Source organism: Streptomyces guryensis (assembly GCF_021261325.1).
GTDB classification, from domain to species: domain Bacteria; phylum Actinomycetota; class Actinomycetes; order Streptomycetales; family Streptomycetaceae; genus Streptomyces; species Streptomyces guryensis.
In genome coordinates this window covers 128,213-152,686 of the sequence record NZ_JAJSBI010000013.1, presented here as the reverse complement: position 1 = coordinate 152,686, position 24,474 = coordinate 128,213, and the positions used below count along the sequence as shown (strand labels likewise).

The following is a 24,474-nucleotide window of genomic DNA, read 5'->3' as shown; positions in this document are numbered from 1 at the left end:
TTCGATGACGTTGCCGACCCAACTCGACGACCTCCTCAAACTCGCCGCGGAGACGGGCGAACGGCTCGCCCCGCTCGCCGCCGACACCGACGCCGGACGCGACGACGGCCACGAGACCTACCGCATCCTGCGCGAGTCCGGTCTGCTCGCCCTGCTCGTCCCCCGGGAAGCAGGCGGCGCAGGCCTCGGCTTCGGCGACTACTGGCGGGTGCTGGCCGAACTCGGTGCGCACAACGGCGCCGCCGCCCTCGGCTTCAACATGCACCATGTCGTCATCGGCGCGCTCGCCGATGCCGCGGGCACCCGGCTGCCCCCGGCTGCCGAGACGTTCCGGGCGTGGATGCTGGACGAGGTCGTGAACGGACGCAAGCTGTTCGCCTCCGCCACCTCCGAGGCCGGCCGCGGCGCCAAGCTCCGCGGAATGCAGACCCGTTACCGCCTCTCCGGCGACGGCACGCACTACATCCTGAGCGGCAAGAAGTCCTTTGTGTCGCTGGCCGGCGCCGCCGACTACTACGTCGTCGCGGCCGCCGCCGACAACGGCGCCGAGGACACCGGCGAGGCCTCGCACTTCGTCGTCGCCGCCGACGACCCCGGCGTGAGCTTCGGCAGCGTGCAGCACATGTCGGCGATGTACGGCACCAGCACCGCCCCGATGACGCTGGACGAGGTCCCGGTGCCCCGTTCCCGCCTCTACCTCGGCGTCGAGGGCATGTCTCTCTTCAAGGTCGTGCGCGAACCGCACTGGATGGTCGCCGGCTACACCGGCGCCTACCTCGGCATCGCCGAGGCCGTCTTCCGGCACACCGTCGACCATGTCACCGCCTCCGCCGCCCGCGCCGCCTCGCCCGTCGTGCAGCAGGAGCTGGGCCGGATGTCCGCCCGGCTGCGGGCCGCCCGCGCCCTGGTGCACGAGGCCGGTGACCACGTCACCGCCGAGCGCGGCAGCGTGGAGGCCAACGCCATGGTGCACGCCGCCAAGTACGTCGTCGGCGAGGTCGGCCCGCAGCTCGCCCAGGACGCGCTGAGGCTCTGCGGCTCGGCCGCCGTCAGCCGCAGCCACCCGCTGGAGCGGCTGATCCGCGAGACCCAGTTCGCCCATGTGATGCCCGCCAAACCGCAGGAGTGCCTGGAATACCTGGGCAAGGCCGCGGTCGGCGTCAACCTCCACGACGCCCGGGCCTTCGCATGGTGACCCCCGTCCAGGACGAACTTGCGGTGACCCGCGACGCCTTCCGGGCCCTGATGGGCTCCCACCCCAGTGGCGTCGCCGTCATCACCACCGCCGATGCGCAGGGCACGCCGTACGGCTTCACCTGCACCGCCCTGTGCTCGGTCTCCCTCGACCCGCCACAACTGCTGGTGTGCGCGGGCAACAACGGGAGCACCCTCCCGGTCCTCGCCGCCCGCGGGGCCTTCACCGTCAACCTCCTGCACAGTTCCGGGCGGCGCGCCGCCGAGGCGTTCGCCGGGCCGGCAGCCGAACGGTTCAGCACCATCGGCTGGCAGCCCGCGCCCGCCACCGGCCTGCCGGCGCTGACCCAGGACGCCCACGCCACCGCCGAGTGCCGTGTCACCCGGCTCACCCCGGCCGGCGATCACACCATCGTGATCGGCGAGGTGCTGCACACCCAGACGCACACCCGGGCCACCGAAGAGGCGCCGCTGCTCTACGGCATGCGCCGCTACGCCACCTGGCCGACCTGACCCGGCCGCGTTCCACCGGACGGCCCCACCCGCGGCCGTGCCGCCCCAACCACACGCCCCACGACATGTGAGGAATCCGCATGTACCGCACCCTGATGAAGTCGAAGATCCACCGTGCCACCGTCACCCAGGCCGACCTGCACTACGTCGGCTCCGTGACCGTCGACTCCGACCTCATGAAGGCATCCGACCTGATGGCCGGCGAGAAGGTCGACATCGTCGACATCGACAACGGCGCCCGGCTGTCCACGTACGTCATCGAGGGCCCGGCCGGCTCCGGCGTCATCGGCATCAACGGCGCCGCAGCCCGGCTCATCAGCCCCGGCGACCTCGTCATCCTCATCGCCTACGCCTCCATGACGGACGCCGAGGCCGCCTCCTTCGTCCCCAACGTCGTCTTCGTCGACGAGCGCAATGCCATTTCGGGCCTGGGTGGCGACCCGGCCGAGGTGCCTGAAGGGTCGGGTCTCAAGCGCGGCGACCTCGTCGCCGACTGACCGATCGCATACGCCACTTCAGGGAGATGCCATGACACTCTCCGTGGTCAGCGGCGGCACCCGCGGCATCGGACGGGCACTGAGCCTCAGGCTCGCCGCCCTCGGCCACCGCGTGATCGCCCTCTACCGCGGTGACGACGTCGCCGCACAGCAGACTGCGAAGGCCGGCGACGGCCGGATCGAGACGCTGCGCTGCGACCTCGCCCGGCCCGAGGAGATCCAGGCGGTCTGCGACGGGATCACCGGCCGGTACGGCGCACCGTCCGTGCTCGTCAACAACGCCGGTGTGAACCGCGATCGGCCGTTCATGTCGATGACCGCCGAGGACTGGAACACGGTGCTGGCAACCAACCTTTCCGGCCCCTTCCACCTCACCCGGGCCCTGGCGCCCGCGATGGTGGAGGCCGGCGGCGGCAGCATCGTCAACGTCGCCTCCACCACGGCGATCCGACCCCGTGCGAACGGCGCCAACTACTGCGCGAGCAAGGCGGGTCTGCTCCAGCTCACCAAGTGCCTGGCCCTCGAACTCGCCCCGCACATCAGGGTGAACGCCCTGCTGCCCGGATTCACCGACACCGAAGAGGTCACCGAGCGCTACCGCCTCGATGCCCCGGAGCAGCTGGCCGCAGTCCTGGACACCATCCCCGGCCGCCGGCTCGGCACGGCCGAGGACATGGCCGACGCCCTCGAATTCCTGGTGACCGCGCGCAGCGGCTATGTCACCGGACAGCAACTCATCGTCGACGGCGGCCACTTCATGGGATGACCTGCCCCCCACCACCGGTCTGCCCCCCCCACCACCGGTCTGCTCACGCCCACCGGTCTGCTCACGCCCACCGGTCTGCTCACGCCCACCGGTCCGCCTCGACGGATTCCCTCACCTCTCAGGAGAACAAGCGCATGCGCCTGACCCAGCAACAGGCCGACCACTACCACGAGCACGGATTCCTCGTGCTCGATTCCCTCCTCGACCCGCAGGAGGTGGAGACGCTTCGCGCGGCCTTCGAGCGCGATGCGAAGGTGACCGGCCCGCAGGTGGTGACCGAGGACGGCGGCACGCGGGTGCGCGCGGTCTACTCCTCGCACCAGCGGCAGCCCGAGTACGCCGGTCTGATCCGCGACCCGCGCATCCTGGAGCCCGTCCAGCAACTGCTCACCGATGACGTCTACGTCTACCAGTTCAAGATCAACGCCAAGCCGGCGTTCGGCGGCGACAAGTGGGCCTGGCACCAGGACTTCCTCGCCTGGCGGCTCGCCGACAACCTGCCCGCCCCGCGCCAGGTCAACATCGGCGTCTTCCTCGACGATGTCACCGAGTTCAACGGCCCGGTCATCTTCCTGCCCGGCTCGCACCGCAACGGACTCGTCCACAAGGGCCGCTCGGCCGCCGCCAGGTCCGAGCAGCACCTCGACCCCGACGACATCTCGCTGTCGCCGCAGCAGCTCGCCGAACTCGTCGACCGGCACGGTATGACCAGCCCCAAGGGCCCGGCCGGCTCCGTCGTGCTGTTCTCCCCGGAGATCGTGCACGGTTCGTCCCCCAACATGTCGCCGTTCGCCCGCCGGCTGCTGATCGCCACCTACAACGACACCGCCAACCTGCCGCAGCCCAAGGGCGAACCCCGCCCGGACTACGTCGTGTGCCGCGACACCGAGCCGCTGCGCCCGCTGGCTGCCCCGTTCTCCCAGACCCTGAGCACGGTGACGGCATGACACACCGCACCGGACGCGCCGTCGTCCTGGAGGAGTTCGCCGAGCCACTGCGACTGCGGGAGTTCCCGCTGCCCGCGGCCCCCGACGGGGGCATGGTCGTCGCCTGCGGATACGGCGGCGTCTGCGGCACGGATCTGCATCTGCAGCAGGGCCACCTGGACATCCCCGTCCCGCTCGTGCTCGGCCACGAAGGGCTCGGTGTCATAGAAGAGCTGGGCGCCGGAACCCACCAGGACGCCGCCGGGGCGCCGCTCGCGGTCGGCGACACGGTGATGTGGGCCTCCTCGATCGCCTGCGGCGTCTGCCCGCCCTGCCGGCTGCACCGCGAACCGACCCTGTGCGAGCGGCGCCGCACCTACGGGGTCAACCGCGCCCTCGCCCACGGCCCGGAACTCTCCGGGGCCTGGGCCGACCACATCGTGCTGCAACCCGGCACCACCGTGATCAAGGTCCCCGACGGCACCGACCCGCTCGCCGCAATGTCGCTGGCCTGCGCCGGGCCCACCGTGGCACACGCGCTGTACGAGAGGCGGCCGGTGCGGTTGGGCGAGACGGTGGTGGTGCAGGGCAGCGGCCCGGTCGGACTGGCGGCGGCCGCGTTCGCGCAGCTGGCCGGTGCCGCCAAGGTCGTCGTCATCGGCGGCCCGGCCGGCCGGCTGGACCGGGCCGCCGCCGCCGGCATCGGTGACGTCCACCTGAACATCGCCGACGCCGCCGACCCCGCGGAGGTCCTGCGCGAGGCACGCGCCGCCACCGGCGGGGACGGCGCCGAACTGGTGATCGAGTGCGCCGGGGTGCCGGCCGCCGTCGGGCAGGGCCTCACCCTGGCCCGCCGGGGTGGCAGCTACCTCATCATCGGCCAGTACACGGACGCCGGGGACACCCTGATCAATCCGCACCAGATCGTCCACCGGCAGCTCGACGTCGTCGGCTCCTGGGCCTTCACCGGCGCCCATCTCGTCGAATACGTCCGTCTGTTGCCGGCCCTCACCGGCCGGTTCGACCTGGCGAGCCTGGTGACGCCGTTCCCGCTGGAGCAGCACGCCGACGCACTGGCCGCGGTCGCCGGCGGGTCGGTGATGAAGGCAGTGCTCACGTCCTGACACTTCTCATCTCCCGATGCCCACCTCCTGACGCACCGGCCCCCGCGGTGCGCCGGTGACGGTGAAGGTGACGGCCCGACAGCAGGCCTCCGGCGTGGTCGGGCCGTCACCGCTGCCTGCTCACCCGCCTGCGTGCAGCGGCCCAGGCTGCTCACTCGGCGAGCGCCCCCAGTGCCCCGAGCGCCTCCTTCGTCGCCTGGTCGTCGGGAAGATAGGCCAGCAGGTGGTGGCCCGGTTCGTCCACGGCAGCGAGCTTGACGTACCGCAACCGCAGATCCCCGGCCACCGGGTGCCGGAAGTGGCGTACGGCGGGATGGAACGCCGAGGTCTCCCGCCGCCCGTACCAACGGACGGCGTCCGGGTCGGCCAGCAACTCCTCGGTGATCTCCGCATACCGGGAGTCCTCCGGATGCCGGGCCGCCTTCGCCCGGAACTGGCCCAGCAGACTCCGCGCCTCCGGCTCCCAACTGGCCAGCAGCGTACGGGCAGGCGGCCAGCGGAACACCAGCCACAGCAGATTGCGCTGCTTGGGCGCCAGCCGCGCCAGGTCGGTGAGCAGTGCCGAGTACCCCGAGTTCCAGGCCAGCAGGTCCCAGTGCGGGTCGAGCACCACGGCCGGGTTCGGTGCCAGCGATTCCACCAGCGACAGCAGATTCCGCGACACCCACCCCGGCGGCCGCTCGGTCGGCCCGGCGTGCTCCACGAACGACAGCACATGCGCGGTTTCATCCGCGTTCAGCCGCAGCGCCCGTGCCACGGACCGCAGCACCTGCTCCGACGTACGGACTCGTCCCTGCTCCAGCCACGCGTACCAGGAACTGCTGACCCCGGCCAGCCCGGCGACTTCCTCGCGCCGCAGCCCCGGGGTACGGCGCCGCCGTGAGCCGGGCAGCCCCACGTCAGCAGGCGCCAGCCGCTCACGGCGGGAGCGCAGGAACCCGCCCAGTTCGCGGCGCGGGCCGCCGGGTTCGCTCCCGTTCACGTCCCCGCTCCTCACTGCACCGCCGGCCCGCCCTTGGGGCATCGCACCGTGCCCAGGGTGTGAGCAAGGGTAATCGGCTACGGGGTCACCCAGGTCGGCCGCGGTGATGGGCTGGATCCGCCGGTCCGACAGCACCGGCAGGCACGACACAAGGAGCCCCATGGACACCGCCGACTCACCCCGCACCACTCCCACACCCACTCCGCCCGCCGCCACCGGCCCGGCCTGCCCGCCGATGCCCGCTGCCTCGCTGCGTCTGCTGCGCGCAGCCGGTTTCGTCAGCAACTTCGACCGCTTCTGCATCACCCCGATGCTGCTGCTCATCGGCACCCAGCTCGGTGTGCCACTGACCACGGTGATGCTCGCCGCCAGCGGCTATTTCCTTGCTTACGGCCTGATGCAGCCGGTCTGGGGCCTGGCAAGCGACCGGCTGGGCCGGGTACGGGTCATGCGGATCTCGCTGACCGGGGCCGCTGTCGCCGCACTCTGCTCGGTGATCGCACCCGGCGCGACGGTGCTGATCGTGGCCCGAGTCGCGGCCGGCGTGTTCTTCGCCGCGTCCATCGCCGCGTCCATCACCTACGTCGGGGACATGGTGCCCGCCGCGGTCCGCCAGCGCCCGCTCAGTGAGCTGATGACCGCGTTCGCGCTGGGCACCGCCGTGGCTACCGTCGTCGCCGGGGCGCTGGCGCACTACGTCAGCTGGCGGCTGGTCTTCGCCCTGCCCGGCTTGATCGCCGCCTACCTGGTCGTCGCCCTGCGTCGACTGCCGGAACCGCCGCGTGCGGCGCCCGGTGCGCTGCTCGCACCGCTCAAGGTCGTCCTGAGTTCCCGCTGGCAGTGGTACGTCATGGCCGTCGCGATGCTCGAAGGCGCCGTCCTGCTGGGCTTCTTGACGTACATCGCGCCGGCGCTCGAGGCCCAGGGCGCCTCGGCGACGCTGGCCGGTGCGGTGTCCGCGCTGTACGGCGTGGGCTCGATGGCCGCGGCGCAGATGGTCAAGCGGCTGGTCGGGCGCTGGACGCCGGTGCGGCTGATCGTGGTCGGCGGGGTGCAGATGGCGGTGGCGTTCGGTCTCGCCGCGGCCAGCCGGTCGGTACCCGCGCTGGTGGGGTGCGCTCTGCTGCTCGGCGGTGGCTGGTCGTTCATGCACTCCACGATCCAGTCCTGGGCCACCGCCCTGTCCCCAGCGGCCCGCGCCACCGGCGTCGCGATGTTCGGCGTGGCCCTCTACGTCGGCAGCGCCCTGGCCAGCGCCGTCGCCGCTGGGCCCGCGGAGCACCACGAGTACCGGGGCATGTTCCTGACAGCCGCGATCCTCGCCGTCCCGCTGACCGCGGCCGCCGCTGTGGGCCGCGCCCGCTACCGGAGCTGACCCGCCCGCGTCGTCGCTGCGCCCAGGTGCCGAAACACATCCCTACCCCCAGGTGAGGGACCGGGGCGCACGTGGGTCGGAACCCATCCTCTCGGCACCCCGCTGACCACGCCCGGCGACGGCATCGAGTCCCTGGCCTTCTCCCCCGACGGCAGGACCCTGTACGCGGGCAGTGCGCACGTCCCGCTCCAGCGGTACGCCGTCGATCCGGGACGGGCGCTCAGGCGGGTCTGCGCCCGGGCGGGCACCGGCCTGACGCGCGAAGAGTGGCGGACGTACGTGCCGGACGCGCCATATCGGCGGGCATGCGGTGTCAGCGCGGGAGCCGGGGGGTGATCTGCCGGGCCAGCGATACGAGGTGGTCGGCGCCCTTGGGCCCGGCTGTGTCCGCGAGGGTGAGCACCCAGACCTTGGAACCCGCGCGCCACACCACGTAGGCCACGTTCTGCTGCGGCTGCAGCACCTGCACGGTCTCGCGGAAGGCGCCCTGACCCAGCCCGGTGACCTCGGTGACCTTCACGTCGCGCATGCCCGCCGACGCGGGGTCGCGGACCAGGTTGCGCGAGGCGGAGACCTCGGCGTCGTAGGAGCGCGCGGACGGGTTGAGGGTCAGCAGGGCCGTCCCGTCGCCGGAGGCGTAGCTGCACGAGTCCCCAGCCGTGCCCTTGACGGGTGCGAGGCTGGGGGCTTGCTTCGGGCCGGTCAGGACCTGCCGGGCGGCGGAGTGGTCAAGGACGGCGCACAGGCGGGAAGGCGGCAGGGTCTTGGGCGAGGAAGCGACGGAGGGGGTGACGGCGGGGCCGGGCGAGACGGTCGTCACCTGACCGGCCCCGGCCGGGGAAGCTCCGGCGGCGGCCGGGGACGCGCTGCCCGAGGAGCAGGAGGCCAGCAGAGCGCACAGGAGGGCGGCGGCCGCGGGCAGGGCGGTGCGGGGGAGACGGCGGAGACGACGCGGGTGCATGGCTGGAGTTCCTCACGAAGTCGGAGGTCGAACGGGAAGGGGCCCGGCCCCGGTGAAGGTGCAGGAACACCGGGGCCGGGCCGACCTGGGGGGCGGTCAGTTCCAGATGTTGTACGAGCCGTAGTCGTTGACCCTGAGGTTGGCCTGCCAGCTGCCCCACTCGTAGTTGCCGTCCCACCAGTACCGCTCCGAGCCGTGTTCGCAGCCGGAGTGGTCGGTGCGGAAGGCGCCGACGAAGGTGCCCTTCGTCCAGCGGCGCTCCACCACCTGGATCGGCTGGGCGTACTGCCCCGGGCGGAGGTTCGTGCCGAAGTTGAACGTGGTGGAAGTGGACCCGTTGCGTCCGTAGGAGGGGGTGATGCTGGCGAGCACCTGGTTCAGATAGGGGACGGGGTTGCTGACGCTGACGCCGACCGACCACTGCCAGCCCGTGGTCTTCTGCTCCTGCCAGGAGTAGGAGCAGCCGGGTGAGTTCACGGGGCAGCGGAAGGTGGGGCCGCGCCACACCCAGTCCTGGAAGGTGTTGCCGGCCTGGGTCTGGGACCTGGCCCAGGTGGTGTCGCCCTTGCGGATGTCGTAGCCGTCCGGCTTCCAGCACCAGGTGTCCGCCGAGGCGGAGCCGGGCGAGGCCAGCAGGATGAGCGGGGCGAGACCCAGGCTCAGTACCGGCGCCAGCCAGCGGCGGGCCTTTCGCTTCTTGTTCACGGTGGGCGCTGCTTCGGGGGTCGTCGGAGCATGGGGACGCACTTGAGTGGCTCCTTGCGGGGAGAAAGGCAATGGGGGGTGAGGTCCGTGGTGCGAGCGGTGTACGACGGTCAGTGCCTGTTGACGACGATCATGTGGTACTGGTCCTGGGTCGAGAACCAGTCGCCCCACCAGTCGTCGTTCCTGCTCCAGCCCTCGCAGTTCCCGCCGCGGTAGGCCGTCAGCGAGACCTGGTCGCTGTTGGAAAACCACACGTTCGTCCAGTGGCTCGTGGAGTGCTCCCGGCCGCCCTGGAGGCACCGGTTCCACCGGTGGCCGTTGGGCTCGGTGACACTGATACGCCAGCTGGACGCGTCCACGCTGTGGTTGGAGATCGCGACGCAGGCGGTGAGGGCGGGGGAGTTGCAGGGAGGGTTGGGGACGGGGATGGCACTGGCCTCACCGGCGGCCAGGGTCAGCGACCCACCCACCATGGCGGCGACGGCCAGGGCGCCGGCGAACTTCTTGCGGAGTGAACGGGACACGCCCCGCTCCCTTCTGTCCTGTTGGTTCGGGCAGACAGAACTCTTCGGGGGCAGGGGTTGATCAGGGAGTCAGATCGAGGCGGCTAATCAATTCCCGGGCAGGTCAATCAATTCCCATCACCAGAGCAGCGTTGAATGGTCACCCTTCGTTCAGCTCACATGTGTCACCTTGATGCTTTGCGCTGCTCCCTGCTGGGCTCGTTCGGCTGCGCGCTGCGCGCTGCGCGGGAAGCGGGCAGAAGGAGTTGGGCCCCATCGCTACACCGACCTGGTCAACGCGCATCCGCGGCCGCTCTCCGACCTCAACGCAACACGGGGAATCGACCACGGTTTGGCGGTCAAAGGCGTGAAGGGCCGGATCGACACCTCCCGGGTGGGCCTGCTCGGGCAAAGCCGCGTCGGCGGCTACGTCCGACACCGAAGGCCGCCACGCGGGTCGACCTGGGAGAGCACCTCACTCCCCATGATCGCGGCCGATGGACTGGCCCGACTGCCGGTCACCCTCGCCAGGACCCCCGAACACGTCCCACCCGGCACCGTGCACCCCGCCGCCCATCCCGCACGCACCGATGCTGCGGGAGGATCACGCTGAGCCAAGCGGCCCCGTGGTACCGAAAGACATTGACGCTGCGGGCACCCGTCCGGGAGCCCCTGGGCACAGAGCGCTCACCGCGCAGATCCGCCATCTCGCACGCCACCACCATCAACCATCGAGCGAACTGCGCCGCCTGCTGTGTTTCACGTGAAACAGCCATGGGGCGGAAGACCCTCAAGTCTCCCGCCCCACACCGCAGTTCGACCCACAGCAGGTCACCGGCCGTCGTCGCGCTGCGCGGCCTCCTCCTCGGCCTCCTTGGCCTGCACCTCCGGGTCGAGCAGCGACTGACCACTGCCGTCCACCGACGACAGCCGACTCGACTCCGGAACCTCCGTCGCGGCGGGCGGCTCGACCAGCCAGTCAGGATTGGCCTGCTTGTCCCACCACTTCCAGGCAGCGAAGGCACCGCCCGTAAGAGCACCGAGCACCAGCAGCACCTTCGCAGCACGGCCGGCCCTCGCCCGCCGCTCATGCCGACGAACCAGTTTCTGAATCTCCTTCGCCGAGACCTGACCGCGCAGCGCAGCCAACGCGGCGGCACCGCGCGCAGCGGCCTCGTCCCTCACGGGCCCGGCCACGGCCACCGCCTGCTCAAGCCTCGGCCGGGAATAGTCGGCGGCCTGCCGGGCCGCCAGCCGGGTACGGACGGCAGCCTCATGGGCGGCCTGGTCGACCTTCGGCGGCACATGCGTACGGGCCAGCTCCAGACGCGGCGCGACATGGGCGTCGTACTGGACGCGGGCCTGATCGGCGGCTTGGGACACCTTCGGCGCGAGCCGTACGCGTGCCTCGTGTGCGTAGTGCGCAGCCCTGTCCTTGGCCGTGTCGGCGTAGGGCGCCACCACTTCCGCGGCGTGCAGCACGCTGTCCTTCGCCGAACCGGTCGCGGCGCGCACGCTGTCGATGCGGGTCACGGGTTCCTCCTCCTCGGTGGCGTACGGTATTTCGACTTTCCACCCTTTTACGGATCATGCCTGTCAAGAGACAACGGGGCATGTGAGGGCGGGCATCCGGGTCATGCAAACCGACTCAGGACGATCTCCCGACAAGAGATGACCAAGAGCCGATCAAGTCCAATAGAGGATGAATACGGGGCAACAGGCGCTTGTCGTCGACAATGCCACGGATCGCCGCCGAGCGCCCCCGGCCCGGACACACTCGACCGGTTTTCTGCAAACAACACCCCCCGACAAGCGCTCGTAGACGGGCGCCGGGCGACGGGCGACCCAGACCGTGCGAGGATCAGGGAGTCACAGGAAGACAACGGAAGGCAGATCGTGGCTGAGCAGCTTTACGCCACCCTGAAGACCAACAACGGCGACATCGAAGTCCGGCTCCTGCCGAACCACGCGCCCAAGACGGTCCGGAACTTTGTCGAGCTCGCCACGGGCGAGCGTGAGTGGGTCAACCCCGAAACGGGCCAGAAGACCACCGACAAGCTCTACGACGGCACGGTCTTCCACCGGGTGATCAGTGGATTCATGATCCAGGGCGGAGACCCGCTGGGCAACGGCACCGGTGGCCCCGGCTACCAGTTCGAGGACGAATTCCACCCCGACCTCTCCTTCAACAAGCCCTACCTGCTGGCCATGGCCAACGCCGGTCCGGGCACCAACGGCTCGCAGTTCTTCATCACCGTCTCTCCCACGACGTGGCTGAACCGCAAGCACACCATCTTCGGAGAGGTCACCGACGCCGCCAGCCAGAAGGTGATCGACGCCATCGCCACCGCCCAGACCAACCCCCGCACCGACCGCCCGGTCAACGACGTCGTCATCGAATCCGTCGTCGTGGAAACCCGCGAGGGCTGAGACCCACGAGGACAACACCCGCAAGGTCGAGTCCCCGCACAGCAGGAACCAAACGCCCCGCCCATCCGTAAAGATGGGCGGGGCGGTGCATTTGTGCACGGCGCCCGACCGACGACCTAGGGGATCTCATGGACCAGGCGCCAGGCAGCCCACAGGGCCCGGACGACCAGGGACCCCGGCACGCCCAGAGCCCGCCCGGCTGCTACCGCCACCCCGACCGGGAGACCGGCATCCGCTGCGCCCGCTGCGAACGCCCCATCTGCCCCGAATGCATGGTCAACGCCTCCGTCGGCTTCCAATGCCCCGAATGCGCCCGCGGCGACTCCGGCACCGGACACCCCCCGGCCGCCACCCGACCCCGCACCATCGCCGGCGGCACCATCACCGCCGACCCCCGCCTGATCACCAAGCTGCTCATCGGGATCAACCTCGCCGTCTTCCTCGTCCAGATGTCCGTCGGAGACCGCTTCACCAACCGGTTCGAACTCATCGGCCAGGCCTACGTTCCCCAGCTCGGCGGCGTCGAAGGCATTGCCCAAGGCCAGTACTACCGGCTGCTGACCGCCATGTTCCTGCACGGCAGCTACATCCACATCCTGTTCAACATGCTCAGCCTGTGGTGGATCGGCGGCCCCCTGGAAGCAGCCCTCGGTCGCGCCCGCTACCTCACCCTCTACTTCGTCTCCGGACTGGCCGGCAGCGCGCTCACCTATCTTCTCGCAGCGCCCAACCAGCCCTCTCTGGGTGCCTCCGGCGCAATCTTCGGGCTCCTCGGCGCCACCGCCGTCCTCCTGCGCCGACTCAACTACGACTTGCGGCCCTTGATCGCTCTGCTGGTGATCAACCTCATCATCACCTTCAGTCCGGGCTTCAACATCGCCTGGCAGGCCCACATCGGCGGCCTCGTCGCCGGCGTGATCACCGGCTACGCCATGGTCCACGCCCCGCGCGAACACCGCGCCCTCGTCCAGTACGGCACCTGCGCCCTGGTCCTGGTGGTCGTGGTGGTCCTGACCCTGCTCAGGACGGCACAACTCACCTGACGTGCGCGGTTGTCCACAGCGGGTTGCCAATCTTGTGCATAGCGTGCGGGAACAGCTGTGCCCCCTGTCACTGACCTGCGTTTGTGCAGGTCAGGAAGGGGGCGAACAGGCTTGCGATGGTGGGTGGGATGGTCGTATCGGCGTCAATGCTCGACGGGTTATCCACAGATGGTCGTTCTTTTCCCCAGGAGCTGTGGATTTTTCTGCGGGCTGTGGATAACTCAGCGGATAGCCCTGGGCAGGGCTGTGTTCACCGAGGTGTGGCCGTTACTTCCACTGCGTGGAGACGCCGAATCCGGCGGCAATGAAGCCGAAGCCCACCACGATGTTCCAGTTGTCCAGAGCGTCGATGGGCAGTGAACCGTCGGTCACGTAGAAAACGACGATCCAGGCGAGGCCGATGAGGAACATGGCCAGCATGACGGGCGCGACCCAGGCACGGCTGTTCAGCTTGATGCTGGTCGCCTGCTTCGCGGGCGGCGGCGTGTAGTCGGCCTTCTTGCGGATACGTGACTTCGGCACGAGGGTCTCTCCTGTCGATGCGCTGCGTGGCCGCGCAGGGAACTGGGGCTGGCTCCGGAGCAGCGTACAAGGGGACTCTTAGCGCTCCCCCGGGCGTCCGTTAGCGTAGTGCTTCCGCGGCGCCGAAGGAGATAAGGGTACGTTGAGCAATTCTGCCGACTCCCCCCAGGACGGATCCAGTCCTGCCCGCGGACGCCGTCTCCGGCCGGTGCGGGTGCTCACGGTGGCCGTCTTCGCCCTCGCGGGGCTCATTTTCTTCACCAGTTTCAACACGGCCAAGGGCACCAATATCCGCACGGACACGTCCTTGCTGAAGCTTTCCGACCTCATCCAGGAGCGCAGCCGCAAGAACGGCGCGCTGGACGAGTCCAACGGCTCCCTGCGCCGTGAGGTCGAGTCCTTCGCCGAGCGTGACGACGGCAGCACCAAGGCGCAGGACGAGAAGCTCGCGGCTCTGGAGAAGGGCGCGGGTACGCAGCAGGTGAAGGGCGAGGCGATCACCGTCACGCTCAACGACGCCCCGCCGGACGCCACCGCCAAGCTTCCCGGCTATCCCGAGCCGCAGCCCGACTATCTGGTCATCCACCAGCAGGATCTGCAGGCCGTGGTGAACGCGCTGTGGCAGGGCGGCGCGAAGGGCATCAAGGTGATGGATCAGCGGCTGATCTCCACCAGTGCCGTGCGCTGTGTGGGCAACACCCTGATCCTTCAGGGGCGCGTCTACTCGCCGCCGTACAAGATCACGGCGATCGGGGATCCCGACCGGCTGAACAAGGCGCTGTCCGCGTCCCCGGCGATCCAGAACTACATGGTGTACGTGAATGTGTACGGCCTAGGCTGGAAAGTCACCCAGGACGGGACGGTGACTCTGCCGGGTTACTCGGGCACAGTGGATCTGCACTACGCCCAGCCCGTGGAGTGAACTGAGCCGTTTCGGGAGCTGCCGGTGCGCGTCGTCGTCAGGACCGTCAGTGAGCTCTGTATCACCGTAGGTAGCCTGATCGTCCTCTTCGTCGTTTATGTACTGTTCTGGACCGGTGTGCGGGCGAACGGTGCGATGGACCATCAGATCGATGTCCTGAAGGACCAGTGGGCGAAGCAGACGGCGCATCCGGCGGCGACTGTCGCGCCCGGTGCTTCCGCGGGTCCCAGGAGGCCGGCTCCGTATGTCGGGGGCCGGCCCTTCGCGATCATGTACATCCCGCGGCTTGGTTTCACGTGGAACAAGCCCGTGCTCGAGGACACCGCCGTGAGCACGCTGAAGAAGGGGCTCGGTCACTACGCGAACACCGCGCAGCTGGGGCAGGAGGGCAACTTCGCGGTCGCGGGGCACCGGCGTACGTACGGAGATCCGTTCGTGGACTTCCCGAAGCTGCGGCCCGGTGACGCGGTGGTGCTGACCGACGGGACCACCTGGTTCACGTATCGGATCGACAAAGGCCCCTACAAAACTGTGCCGACGGACGTTGAGGTGATCGATCCTGTGCCACGTAAGTCGGGGTACACGCGGGAAGGCCGTTATCTGACGCTCACCACGTGCGATCCGGAGTGGGGGCACAGTCACCGGCTGATCGTGTGGGCGCACCTGGATTCCACACAGCCTGTGGAGGCCGGGAAACCAGAGGCGCTGCGCCGTTAGTCTGGTGCGGGTACGGCGTGAGTCTGGTGCCGTGGTGGAACGGAAGGGACGGCATGTACGGCTGGATCTGGCGGCATCTGCCGGGAAACGTGTGGGTGAGGGCGCTGATCTCACTCCTGCTGGTCCTGGCCGTGATCTATGTCCTGTTCCAGTACGTCTTCCCGTGGGCCGAACCGCTGCTGCCCTTCAACGATGTGACGGTGGACAACCAGTGAGTGCGCGGATTCTCGTCGTCGACAACTACGACAGCTTCGTCTTCAACCTGGTGCAGTACCTGTACCAGCTGGGCGCCGAGTGCGAGGTGCTGCGCAACGACGAGGTGTCGACGGCGCACGCCCAGGACGGTTTCGACGGTGTGCTGCTGTCGCCCGGGCCGGGTAAGCCGGAGGAGGCGGGTGTCTGCATCGAGATGGTGCGGCACTGCGCGGCGACGGGTGTCCCGGTGTTCGGTGTCTGCCTGGGCATGCAGTCGATGCAGGTGGCGTACGGCGGTGTGGTGGATCGTGCGCCCGAGTTGCTGCACGGCAAGACCTCGCTGGTCGAGCACGGGGGCCGGGGTGTCTTCGCCGGGCTGCCCTCGCCGTTCACGGCGACGCGCTACCACTCGCTGGCCGCGGAGCCGGAGACGGTGCCGGCCGAGCTGGAGGTGACCGCGCGGACGCACGACGGGATCATCATGGGGCTGCGGCACCGTGAACTGCCGGTCGAGGGCGTGCAGTTCCACCCGGAGTCGGTGCTGACCGAGCACGGCCACCGGATGCTGGCCAACTGGCTGGTGGAGTGCGGCGACCAGGGTGCCGTGGCGAGGTCGGCGGGGCTCGCCCCGGTGGTGGGCAGGGCCACGGCGTGACCGCGCTGCGCCCCGAGCGCGAGTCCGCCGCCTCGTACGGGCAGGAGCCGTACGAGGGGTACGAGTCGTACGAGGGGTATGAGGCGTCCGGTTCGTTCGAGGCGTCCGGTGCGGCCGGTGCGTCCGGTGCGTCCGGTGCGTTCGGGGCCTCCGGGGCCTTCGATGAGTGGAACGCTGATGCGGCGGGGCAGCAGGGGCGGCACGGGGCGTATGGGGCGGTCGGGGAAGAGCCGTACGCACCGTCTGTCGAGGAGTCGTACGTACCGCCGCTCGCGGAGGAGCCGGAGTCGTATCTCCCGCCCATCGACGACGAGACGGTGGCTCTGCGGATACCGGAGCCGTCGGCGGGCGGTTCCATATCGCCCTCTGACGCCTCAACGGCCACGTCTGCCACTGGAACCACTCCGGGCGGCCGAGCGGCCCGGAGGAAGGCCGCCAAGCGCCGTCATGGGCGCCATGGGGGCGCTCGTGCGATCTCGGAGGTGTCGGAAGACACCGAGGAGGCGTCCGCCGAGGGTTCCGGGGCGCCGCTTTCGCGCGTCGAGGCTCGCCGGCAGGCACGCGCACGCAAGCCCAGTCCGGGCGTCGTCGCGAGCCGGGCGGTCGGTGAGGTGTTCATCACCACCGGCGTGCTGATGCTGCTGTTCGTCACCTACCAGCTGTGGTGGACGAACGTCCGGGCGCATGCGGCGGCGGACCAGGAGACCAGCACCCTCCAGAACGACTGGGCGAGCGGGAAGCGCGCTCCGGGCGAGTTCGAGCCGGGCCAGGGTTTCGCGATCCTCCACATCCCCGAACTGGACGTGGTCGTGCCGATCGCCCAGGGCGTCAGTAACAAGCAGGTGCTCGACAAGGGCATGGTCGGTCACTACAGCGAGGGCAGGCTGAAGACGGCGATGCCCGACGCGAAGACCGGCAACTTCGCGCTCGCGGGCCACCGCAACACGCACGGCGAGCCCTTCCGGTACATCAACAAGCTGAAGAAGGGCGACGAGGTCGTCGTCGAGACGCAGGACGAGTACTTCGTGTACAAGGTGACGTCGACACTGCCGGTGACGTCGCCGAGCAATACGAGCGTGATCGGTCCCGTGCCGCCCCAGTCGGGTTTCACGAAGCCGGGCCGGTACATCACGCTGACCACCTGTACTCCGGAGTTCACCAGCAAGTACCGGTTGATCGTCTGGGGCAAGATGGTCGAGGAACGGCCGCGCAGCAAGGGCAAGCCGGATGCGCTCGTCGAGTAGGGGCAGATTGAACGTGGCAGCGACCACCGACGACACTCAAGAGGAAACGGACGCGCCCGCGGCGCCACCGGCCCGCCGTCGCGGCACGGGCCGTATCGCGGCGGCGGTGAGCGTCTTCGGCGAACTCCTCATCACGGCGGGCCTGGTGCTGGGCCTGTTCGTCGTCTACTCGCTCTGGTGGACGAACGTCATAGCCGACCGGGCGGCGGACAAGCAGGGCGACAAGGTCCGCGACGCATGGGCCCATCCGGCCAAGGACACGGGCCCGGGTGCGCTGGACACCAAGAACGGCATCGGTTTCCTGCATGTCCCCGCCATGAAGAACGGCGAGGTCCTGGTCGAGAAGGGCACGTCGACGGAGGTCCTCAACGACGGCGTGGCGGGCTACTACACGGACCCGGTCAAGGCGGCCCTGCCGACCACGGGCAAGAAGGGCAACTTCACGCTGGCCGCCCACCGGGACGGCCACGGCGCGAAGTTCCACAACATCGACAAGCTGAAGGTCGGCGACCCGATCGTCTTCGAGACGAAGGACAAGTGGTACGTCTACAAGGTCTACGACATCCTCGACGAAACATCGAAGTACAACGTCAAGGTCATCTCGCAGATCCCGAAGGAGTCGGGGAAGAAGAAGGCCGGTCACTACATCACGCTGACGACGTGCACGCCGGTGTACACGAGCCGGTATCGGTATGTGGTGTGGGGGGAGTTGGTGCGGGTGGACAAGGTGGACAGCAAGAGGACGCTGCCGAAGGAACTGCGGTGAGTGACTGAGGTCCTGAGAGGACCTCAGTCACTTAGCATGGCGGAGGCCCGAAGCCGCAACCATCTCTTGCGGCTTCGGGCCTCTTTGCGTCACGCCGTGCCTACTCCAGGATCTTCAGCGGCTCCCCGGCACTCCATTCCTCCAGCAGCCCACGGTGTACGGCCGTGATCCCGGTCTCGGCAGCGAGGCTCAGTGCGTCAGGGGTGAAGGGGCACGTTGCCACGAAGAGTGCCACCTCTGCACTGAACAGAACTTTCGCCGACCCGATGAACTTCTGGATGTCTGGGCTGCTGATGGACTGGTAGGGCGCCCACCTCTTGCACTGGACGACAAGACGTCGGCCTCGGCCGTGAGCCCGATGACGTCGACGCCCCGATCCCCATGACCGCCCTGTACGACGACGTTGGTGCAGCCGTCGCGGATCAGAAGTTTGGCGATGTGGCGCTCGAACGTGTGCCCGTTCATGGCGTCCATCGCGGCCATCACTCCGATGGCCGGGCGGTCGTCCCGTACCCCTTCGAGCCGCTTCAGCCGGGTGTGGTGCTGGCGCAGGCGACGCTCGATGCGCTGGACTCCCGTCCGAAGGGCGACCAGCTCCTTGCGGTGCTCGCCCGAGGTTTCGATCAGGGCGTTGAACATGGGCACGACCGTCTTGCCGAGGATGTGGGTGATGCGTTGGTCGATGCGGTCGTCGAGGGAGACGACATCGCTGTGGACGGAGTTATCCACAGGCTGCGTACGCGCCAGATACTCCACATCCAGGAGGTACACACGCACCTGACGTGCGACTTCGCTGTCCCTGAGCAGCATGGCGATGTTGGGACGGCTCGGCGGGAGAAGAGGGCAAGGGACCTTGTACGTGACTGGATTCCACTGAGTTCCTTGAAGGAAGTCAGTTCTGAACCTGTCAATACGCGATAGCCGCTGGCTTTGAGCTCTTCCCGGTGATCATGCACCAGTGATGTGATGGCGGTGAGCCCTACCTCGAAGTACGCCGCCACCATCGCCGTCGTCACATGCATCCCGTCCGGCAGCAGCGACAGCGCCTTGACTCTGTCGAGTACGTCCGTGCGCTCCAGCACGCTGTCGCGCAGGCTCTTCGACTCCAGTAGTACCGATTCGTTGATCACGTTCTGCCCTTCCGCTCGTGGTGTGGCCGTACGGCCAGGGCAGAGCTCCGAGACCCCGCCCCACCCGATCAACGAGTCGGCACATATGAAGACACGATCGACGCAAGAACAAACGTTTTACGAGGCATCCCTCCTGTCCCATGCTCGGGCAGACAGATGGGCCCCTGCCGGGAAGTCCGGCAGGGGCCCATTCGTTGGGGTGCGGTGGGATCAGCCGGTCGTACCGCCGAAGATGTTGGTGCCGCCGTTGTTCCCGCCGTTGTTGCCGCCCCCGCCGATGGTCGTCAGGTTGACCGGCGTGCCCTGGTCGACCGTGCTGCCCTGGGTCGGGTCCGAGCTGACGACGAAGGCGTTGTCGTCCTGGGAGCCGCTGATGTTGCCGACCTGGAGGCCCGCCTGCTTAAGGGCGTTCTCGACGTCCTTCAGCTTCTGACCCTGGATGTTCGGCACCTGGACCTGGTTGTTCTGCTTCTGGCCGATGCTGATCTGGACCGTGGTGTTCTTCTTGACCGGGGTGCCGATCGTCGGGTTGGTCGAGATGACCTTGTTGACCTGGTTGTCGTCGGTGGTGGGTGCGTTGACGCAGTTGCCGGTGAGGCCGGCGGCCTGCAGCGCGGTCCTGGCGTCGTCACAGCTCTGGCCGGCGACGTTGGGCACGGGGACCGTCGCCGCGGTCTTGGCCACGGTCAGGGTGATCGTGGTGCCCTTCTCCTTCTCCGTGCCGCCCCTCGGGTCCTGCTTGAGTACGAGGCCCGCGGGCTGGTCGGACTCCTGGGTCTGCTGGTCGACGACGAAGCCCTTGTTCTCGAGTTGGGTCTTCGCCTGGTCGTACTGCAGGCGCGTGACGTCCGGAACGAGCACCTTCGGAGCGCCCGTCGACACCACTAGGTTGACCGCCTCCCCCTTCTTGAGGCTGGCGCCCTTGCCTGGGTCCTGCGAGCAGACGTTGCCCTTGCTCTGGGCATCGCAGGGCTGCCTCTTGACCGTCCCGACCTTGAGGCCGATGTTGTCCAGCTGACTCTTGGCGTCGCTCTCGCTCAGGCTGACGAGGTTGGGCACGTCCACCTTGTCGTTCCCGACGCCACCGTTCCCACTGAACGCATACTTCCCGATCAGGATCGCGCCCACGAGCACCAGAATGCCCGCCACGACCAGCAGGATCGTCGACGTGTTCGACTTCTTCTGGCGGCGGCGGGAGCGGTCGTCGTAGCCGTAGCCGCCGTCGTCCGGGTTCATCGGGGGCAGCATCGACGTGGCGCCGGCGTCCGTGGCGCGCAGGGCTGTGGTCGGCTGGTCGTCGGGGTAGCCGCCGTAGCCGACGGATCCCATGGCCGCGGTGGCCGCGACGGGCTGGCCGTCGAGGCAGGCCTCGATGTCGGCGCGCATCTCGTCGGCGGACTGGTAGCGGTAGTTCGGGTCCTTGACCAGGGCCCTCAGGACGATGGCGTCCATTTCGGGCGTGATCTCGGGGTCGAAGACGGAGGGAGCCTGGGCTTCCTCACGTACGTGCTGGTACGCGACCGCGACCGGGGAGTCCCCTACGAACGGGGGCCGTACGGTGAGGAGTTCGTAGAGCAGGCAGCCGGTCGAATAAAGATCAGACCGTGCGTCGACCTGCTCGCCCTTCGCCTGCTCCGGCGACAGGTACTGCGCGGTGCCGATGACGGCGGCCGTCTGGGTCATGGTCATGCCGGAGTCGCCCATGGCCCGGGCGATGCCGAAGTCCATGACTTTGACCTGGCCGTTGCGCGTCAGCATGACGTTGGCCGGCTTGATGTCGCGGTGGACGATGCCGCTGCGGTGGGCGTACTCCAGGCCCTGGAGGATGCCGATGGTCATCTCCATCGCGCGCTCGGGCAGCAGCTTGCGGCCCGAGTGGAGGAGTTCGCGGAGGGTGGAGCCGTCCACGTACTCCATCACGATGTACGGGATCGAGACCCCGTCGATGTAGTCCTCGCCCGTGTCGTAGACCGCGACGATCGCGGGATGGTTGAGCGAGGCGGCCGACTGGGCCTCCCGGCGGAACCGGGCCTGGAAGGAAGGGTCGCGTGCGAGGTCCGCGCGCAGTGTCTTCACCGCCACCTGGCGCCCGAGGCGGGTGTCATGCGCGAGGTAGACCTCCGCCATGCCACCACGACCGAGCACCTGGCCCAGTTCGTACCGGCCGCCGAGGCGACGCGGCTCTTCCATAGCTCCTACCAGCCCTCTCCGTCGGTCCCGACTCACACGTGTGTGCGGTCGGAGGCTGCCGTCCGGGCCTACCGTACCCGGCTAGCTTTGTGTGACCTGGCTAAGTGCGTCACCCGATACAGGACCGGTATCGCAACGTGCACCGATGTGAAGGGGACGTGAGCGGGGTCACTTCTTGGAGTTGATGACTGCCTCCATCACGCTCTTCGCGATCGGGGCGGCGAGGCCGCCGCCGGAGATGTCGTCACGGTTGGCGTTGTCGTCCTCGATCACCGTGGCCACGGCGACCGGCGAGCTGCCGTCGGGGAGTTTGGCGTAGGAGATGAACCAGGCGTACGGGTTCGCGCTGTTCTCCACGCCGTGCTGGGCGGTACCGGTCTTGCCGCCGACGGTGATGCCGCCGCCGATCTGGGCCTTGGTGCCGGTGCCTTCCTTGACGACCGTCTCCATCATCGACTGCAGGATCTGCGCGTTCTTCGCCGACAGGGGCTGGCTGAGCTCCTGCGGCTCGGTCTGCGCGATGGTGTCGACGCCGGACGACTGGAGCTTGTCGACCATGTACGGCTTCATCAGCTTGCCGTTGTTGGCGACCGCTGCGGCGACCATGGCCATCTGCAGCGGGGTCGCGGCGGTGTTGTACTGGCCGATCGAGGACAGCGCGGTCTGCGAGGGGTTCATGTCCTGGGAGAACACCGAGGCGCTGGAGCGGACCGGTGTGAACTGTTCGGCGTCGAAGCCGAACTTCTTCGCCTCGGCCAGCATCTTGTCGCTGCCGAGGTCGGAGCCCATCTTGCCGAACACGGTGTTGCAGGACACCCGCAGAGCGACCCGCATCGTCGCGTTCTTGCAGGGGATGTTGCCCTCGTTCTTCAGCTCGGTCGTGGTGCCCTTCATGATGTAGGGCAGCGGCGAGTTCGTGGCCTGGTCCGCGGAGGTGTACAGGCCGTTCTCCAACGCGGCCGCTGCGGTGACCACCTTGAAGGTGGAGCCGGGCGGGTAGGTCTCGCGCAGCGCCCGGTTGAGCATCGGATCGTTGGGGTTGACCTTCTTCTGGAGCTTCTGCCAGGCCGTGGTGTCGGTGCCCGTGGAGTTGCCCGCGAAGGTCGAGGGGTCGTACGACGGGTAGGAGGCGAGCGCGAGGATCTTGCCGGTCGACGGGTCTATCGCGGCGACGGCGCCCTTGCCGCCCTGCTTCTGCAGGCCGTCGTACGCGGCCTTCTGCGCGGCTGCGTTCAGGGTGGTGACGACGTTGCCGCCCTGCTTCTGCTTGCCCGTGAACATGTCGAGGGTGTTGCGGAAGAAGAGCCGGTCGTCGGTGCCGGTGAGGATGCCGTCGTCGATCGACTCGAGCTGGCTGGCGCCGAAGGCCTGGGAGGCGTATCCGGTGACGGGCGCCCACATCGCGCCGTCCTTGTACGTGCGCTTGTACTCGAGATCGTTGAGCCCGCTCTTGCTCGTCTTGGTGGAGCCGGTGATCGGGTTGCCGTCGACGATGATGTCGCCGCGCGGGGAGGAGTAGCGGGCGATGGTGACGCGGCGGTTCTTCGGGTCGGTCCTGAGGCTGTCGGCCTTGACGTACTGGAGCCAGTTGTCACGGATGAGCAGTGCGAGGACCAGCAGGCCGCAGAAGATCGCGATCCGGCGCAGGGGCTTGTTCATGACGGGCGGACCACCTGGGTCATCTCGGCGTCGGGGTTGCCGGCGGGCGCGGGCGCCGGGCGGCGGGCGGTGTCGCTGATTCTGATCAGGATGCCGATCAGGGCCCAGTTGGCGATGACGGAGGAACCGCCGTACGCCAGGAACGGCATCGTCATACCGGTCAGCGGGATGAGACCCATGACGCCGCCCGCGACGACGAAGACCTGGAGGGCGAAGGCGCCGGAGAGGCCGACGGCGAGCAGCTTGCCGAAGGGGTCACGGGCCGCGAGGGCGGTGCGGACACCGCGTTCCACGATCAGACCGTAGATCAGCAGGATCGCCATGAGGCCGGCCAGGCCCAGCTCCTCGCCGAAGGTGGCGAGGATGAAGTCGGAGTTGGCGGCGAAGCGGATGAGCTCGGAGTGGCCCTGGCCCCAGCCGGTGCCGAGGGTGCCGCCGGATCCGAAGGCCCACAGGGCCTGCTGCAACTGGTCGGAGTGGACTCCGGTTACGCCCGGGGTACGGCTGAGCACGTACTCGTGCATCGGGTTCAGCCAGGCCTGGACACGAGTCTGGACGTGCGGCTCGAAGCTCGCCACGCCCACGGCGCCGGCCGCGGACATCAGCAGACCGAAGACGATCCAGCTGGTCCGCTCGGTGGCGACGTACAGCATGATGACGAACATTCCGAAGAACAGCAGCGACGTACCGAGGTCGGTCTCGAACACCAGGATGAGGATCGAGATCATCCAGACGACGATGATCGGGCCGAGGTCGCGGCCGCGCGGCAGGTACAGGCCCATGAAGCGGCGGCTGGCGAGGGCGAGCGCGTCGCGCTTCACCATCAGGTAGCCGGCGAAGAAGATGGCCAGCACGATCTTGGCGAACTCACCCGGCTGGATGGTGAAGCTGCCGACCTTGATCCAGATCTTGGCGCCGTAGGTGAGGTCCGCGCCGAGGCCCGGGACCAGAGGGAGCAGCAGCAGGACCAGCGCGCCCGCCATGGAGATGTACGTGTACCGCTGCAGGACGCGGTGGTCCTTGAGGAAGATCAGCGCGATGACGAACAGGGCGATGCCCAGCGCGGTGTAGATCAGCTGGTTGGTCGCCTTGCCGCCAGCGACTCCGATGGACTGCAGCAGCTTCGACTGGTCGAGGCGCCAGATGGCGACGAGGCCGAGGCCGTTGAGGAGTGTGGCCAGGGGCAGCAGCAGTGGGTCGGCGTACGGGGCGAACTTCCGTACGGCGAGGTGGCCGACGCCCGCGAGCAGGCCGAGTCCGAGACCGTAGCCGAGCAACCCGGCCGGCACCTTGTCGTCGATGGCCAGGCCCACGTTGGCGTAGGCGAAGACCGGGATGACGACGGCGAACAGCAGGAGCGCGAGCTCGGTGTTGCGCCGGCTCGGTGCGCCGATCGCGCCGATCGTGGACGTATGGTGCGTCGGTGTGTTGGTAGTACTGCTCATCGTGTGACAG

General features: G+C 68.6%; 25 protein-coding genes and 1 pseudogene. 15 read left to right on the top strand and 11 right to left on the bottom strand.

The window, feature by feature from the left end:
- Positions 1–4 precede the first annotated feature (4 nt).
- The 6 genes from LJ657_RS25635 (at position 5) to LJ657_RS25610 (ending at position 5,020) form a co-directional block, all read left to right on the top strand.
- A complete protein-coding gene (locus tag LJ657_RS25635) occupies positions 5–1,195 on the top strand; it encodes an acyl-CoA dehydrogenase family protein (RefSeq protein WP_232651099.1) in 1,191 nt (396 codons plus the stop codon).
- Positions 1,189–1,707, top strand: coding sequence for a flavin reductase family protein (locus LJ657_RS25630; protein WP_232651098.1), 519 nt, complete (start codon positions 1,189–1,191; stop codon positions 1,705–1,707). The genes LJ657_RS25635 and LJ657_RS25630 overlap by 7 nt, the downstream gene beginning before the upstream one ends.
- Before the next feature lie 80 nt (positions 1,708–1,787).
- Positions 1,788–2,204, top strand: coding sequence for an aspartate 1-decarboxylase (gene panD / locus LJ657_RS25625; protein ID WP_232651097.1), 417 nt, complete (start codon positions 1,788–1,790; stop codon positions 2,202–2,204).
- Between the two features lie 31 nt (positions 2,205–2,235).
- Entirely contained in the window at positions 2,236–2,970 is a 735-nt protein-coding gene (locus LJ657_RS25620) for an SDR family NAD(P)-dependent oxidoreductase (protein WP_232651096.1), read from the top strand.
- A 134-nt stretch (positions 2,971–3,104) separates the two neighbouring features.
- Positions 3,105–3,917 (top strand): phytanoyl-CoA dioxygenase family protein, encoded by an 813-nt coding sequence (locus tag LJ657_RS25615; protein WP_232651095.1) that lies wholly within the window; start codon positions 3,105–3,107, stop codon positions 3,915–3,917.
- Complete coding sequence (locus LJ657_RS25610; protein WP_232651094.1) at positions 3,914–5,020, top strand: zinc-binding dehydrogenase; 1,107 nt, start codon at positions 3,914–3,916, stop codon at positions 5,018–5,020. Before LJ657_RS25615 ends, LJ657_RS25610 begins: the two co-directional genes overlap by 4 nt.
- A 151-nt stretch (positions 5,021–5,171) precedes the next feature.
- On the opposite strand, the gene LJ657_RS25605 is transcribed toward LJ657_RS25610, so the two are convergent.
- Complete coding sequence (locus LJ657_RS25605; protein WP_232651093.1) at positions 5,172–6,002, bottom strand: helix-turn-helix domain-containing protein; 831 nt, start codon at positions 6,000–6,002, stop codon at positions 5,172–5,174.
- A 160-nt stretch (positions 6,003–6,162) separates the two neighbouring features.
- On the opposite strand from LJ657_RS25605, the gene LJ657_RS25600 reads away from it, so the two are divergent.
- The gene (locus tag LJ657_RS25600) at positions 6,163–7,377 is read left to right on the top strand and encodes an MFS transporter (RefSeq protein WP_232651092.1); all 1,215 of its coding nucleotides are present in this window, start codon (positions 6,163–6,165) and stop codon (positions 7,375–7,377) included.
- Between the two features lie 313 nt (positions 7,378–7,690).
- On the opposite strand, the gene LJ657_RS25595 is transcribed toward LJ657_RS25600, so the two are convergent.
- From LJ657_RS25595 to LJ657_RS25580, 4 genes are all read right to left on the bottom strand, one after another.
- Positions 7,691–8,338 (bottom strand): hypothetical protein, encoded by a 648-nt coding sequence (locus tag LJ657_RS25595; RefSeq protein ID WP_232651091.1) that lies wholly within the window; start codon positions 8,336–8,338, stop codon positions 7,691–7,693.
- 96 nt (positions 8,339–8,434) lie between these two features.
- Positions 8,435–9,043 carry a hypothetical protein gene (locus LJ657_RS25590; protein WP_232651090.1) on the bottom strand — a complete coding sequence of 203 codons (609 nt, stop codon included), beginning with the start codon at positions 9,041–9,043 and terminating at the stop codon, positions 8,435–8,437.
- Between the two features lie 110 nt (positions 9,044–9,153).
- On the bottom strand, positions 9,154–9,567 hold the full coding sequence (locus tag LJ657_RS25585; protein ID WP_232651089.1) for a hypothetical protein: 414 nt from the start codon (positions 9,565–9,567) through the stop codon (positions 9,154–9,156).
- Between the two features lie 810 nt (positions 9,568–10,377).
- Positions 10,378–11,079 carry a DUF5324 family protein gene (locus tag LJ657_RS25580; protein WP_232651088.1) on the bottom strand — a complete coding sequence of 234 codons (702 nt, stop codon included), beginning with the start codon at positions 11,077–11,079 and terminating at the stop codon, positions 10,378–10,380.
- A gap of 363 nt (positions 11,080–11,442) precedes the next feature.
- On the opposite strand from LJ657_RS25580, the gene LJ657_RS25575 reads away from it, so the two are divergent.
- Together LJ657_RS25575 and LJ657_RS25570 are read left to right on the top strand one after the other, a co-directional pair.
- A complete protein-coding gene (locus LJ657_RS25575) occupies positions 11,443–11,976 on the top strand; it encodes a peptidylprolyl isomerase (RefSeq protein WP_232651087.1) in 534 nt (177 codons plus the stop codon).
- A 128-nt stretch (positions 11,977–12,104) separates the two neighbouring features.
- Positions 12,105–13,019: a rhomboid family intramembrane serine protease gene (locus LJ657_RS25570; RefSeq protein ID WP_232651086.1), complete on the top strand. Its 915-nt coding sequence runs from the start codon at positions 12,105–12,107 to the stop codon at positions 13,017–13,019.
- A gap of 267 nt (positions 13,020–13,286) precedes the next feature.
- On the opposite strand, the gene crgA is transcribed toward LJ657_RS25570, so the two are convergent.
- Positions 13,287–13,541 (bottom strand): cell division protein CrgA, encoded by a 255-nt coding sequence (crgA, locus tag LJ657_RS25565; protein WP_030939008.1) that lies wholly within the window; start codon positions 13,539–13,541, stop codon positions 13,287–13,289.
- 142 nt (positions 13,542–13,683) lie between these two features.
- On the opposite strand from crgA, the gene LJ657_RS25560 reads away from it, so the two are divergent.
- Genes LJ657_RS25560 through LJ657_RS25535 form a run of 6 tightly spaced genes read left to right on the top strand, consistent with a single transcriptional unit; the run spans position 13,684 to position 18,040 of the window.
- On the top strand, positions 13,684–14,463 hold the full coding sequence (locus LJ657_RS25560; RefSeq protein ID WP_232651085.1) for a DUF881 domain-containing protein: 780 nt from the start codon (positions 13,684–13,686) through the stop codon (positions 14,461–14,463).
- A gap of 24 nt (positions 14,464–14,487) precedes the next feature.
- Positions 14,488–15,180 (top strand): class E sortase, encoded by a 693-nt coding sequence (locus LJ657_RS25555; protein ID WP_232651084.1) that lies wholly within the window; start codon positions 14,488–14,490, stop codon positions 15,178–15,180.
- A 17-nt stretch (positions 15,181–15,197) separates the two neighbouring features.
- Complete coding sequence (locus tag LJ657_RS25550) at positions 15,198–15,395, top strand: hypothetical protein (protein WP_232651083.1); 198 nt, start codon at positions 15,198–15,200, stop codon at positions 15,393–15,395.
- A complete protein-coding gene (locus tag LJ657_RS25545; RefSeq protein WP_232651082.1) occupies positions 15,392–16,030 on the top strand; it encodes an aminodeoxychorismate/anthranilate synthase component II in 639 nt (212 codons plus the stop codon). The genes LJ657_RS25550 and LJ657_RS25545 overlap by 4 nt, the downstream gene beginning before the upstream one ends.
- Positions 16,027–17,274 carry a class E sortase gene (locus LJ657_RS25540; RefSeq protein WP_232651081.1) on the top strand — a complete coding sequence of 416 codons (1,248 nt, stop codon included), beginning with the start codon at positions 16,027–16,029 and terminating at the stop codon, positions 17,272–17,274. Before LJ657_RS25545 ends, LJ657_RS25540 begins: the two co-directional genes overlap by 4 nt.
- Positions 17,275–17,287: 13 nt before the next feature.
- Positions 17,288–18,040: a class E sortase gene (locus LJ657_RS25535; RefSeq protein ID WP_232651080.1), complete on the top strand. Its 753-nt coding sequence runs from the start codon at positions 17,288–17,290 to the stop codon at positions 18,038–18,040.
- 100 nt (positions 18,041–18,140) lie between these two features.
- On the opposite strand, the gene LJ657_RS49040 is transcribed toward LJ657_RS25535, so the two are convergent.
- From LJ657_RS49040 to LJ657_RS25515, 5 genes and pseudogenes are all read right to left on the bottom strand, one after another.
- The gene (locus LJ657_RS49040) at positions 18,141–18,335 is read right to left on the bottom strand and encodes a restriction endonuclease (protein ID WP_372487971.1); all 195 of its coding nucleotides are present in this window, start codon (positions 18,333–18,335) and stop codon (positions 18,141–18,143) included.
- 110 nt (positions 18,336–18,445) lie between these two features.
- Positions 18,446–18,505, bottom strand: a pseudogene (locus LJ657_RS49035) (hypothetical protein); the annotation flags it as partial.
- Between the two features lie 875 nt (positions 18,506–19,380).
- Positions 19,381–21,360: a Stk1 family PASTA domain-containing Ser/Thr kinase gene (gene pknB / locus LJ657_RS25525; RefSeq protein ID WP_232651079.1), complete on the bottom strand. Its 1,980-nt coding sequence runs from the start codon at positions 21,358–21,360 to the stop codon at positions 19,381–19,383.
- Between the two features lie 168 nt (positions 21,361–21,528).
- On the bottom strand, positions 21,529–23,019 hold the full coding sequence (locus LJ657_RS25520) for a penicillin-binding transpeptidase domain-containing protein (protein ID WP_232651078.1): 1,491 nt from the start codon (positions 23,017–23,019) through the stop codon (positions 21,529–21,531).
- Positions 23,016–24,464 carry an FtsW/RodA/SpoVE family cell cycle protein gene (locus LJ657_RS25515; RefSeq protein WP_232651077.1) on the bottom strand — a complete coding sequence of 483 codons (1,449 nt, stop codon included), beginning with the start codon at positions 24,462–24,464 and terminating at the stop codon, positions 23,016–23,018. Before LJ657_RS25515 ends, LJ657_RS25520 begins: the two co-directional genes overlap by 4 nt.
- Positions 24,465–24,474 lie beyond the last annotated feature (10 nt).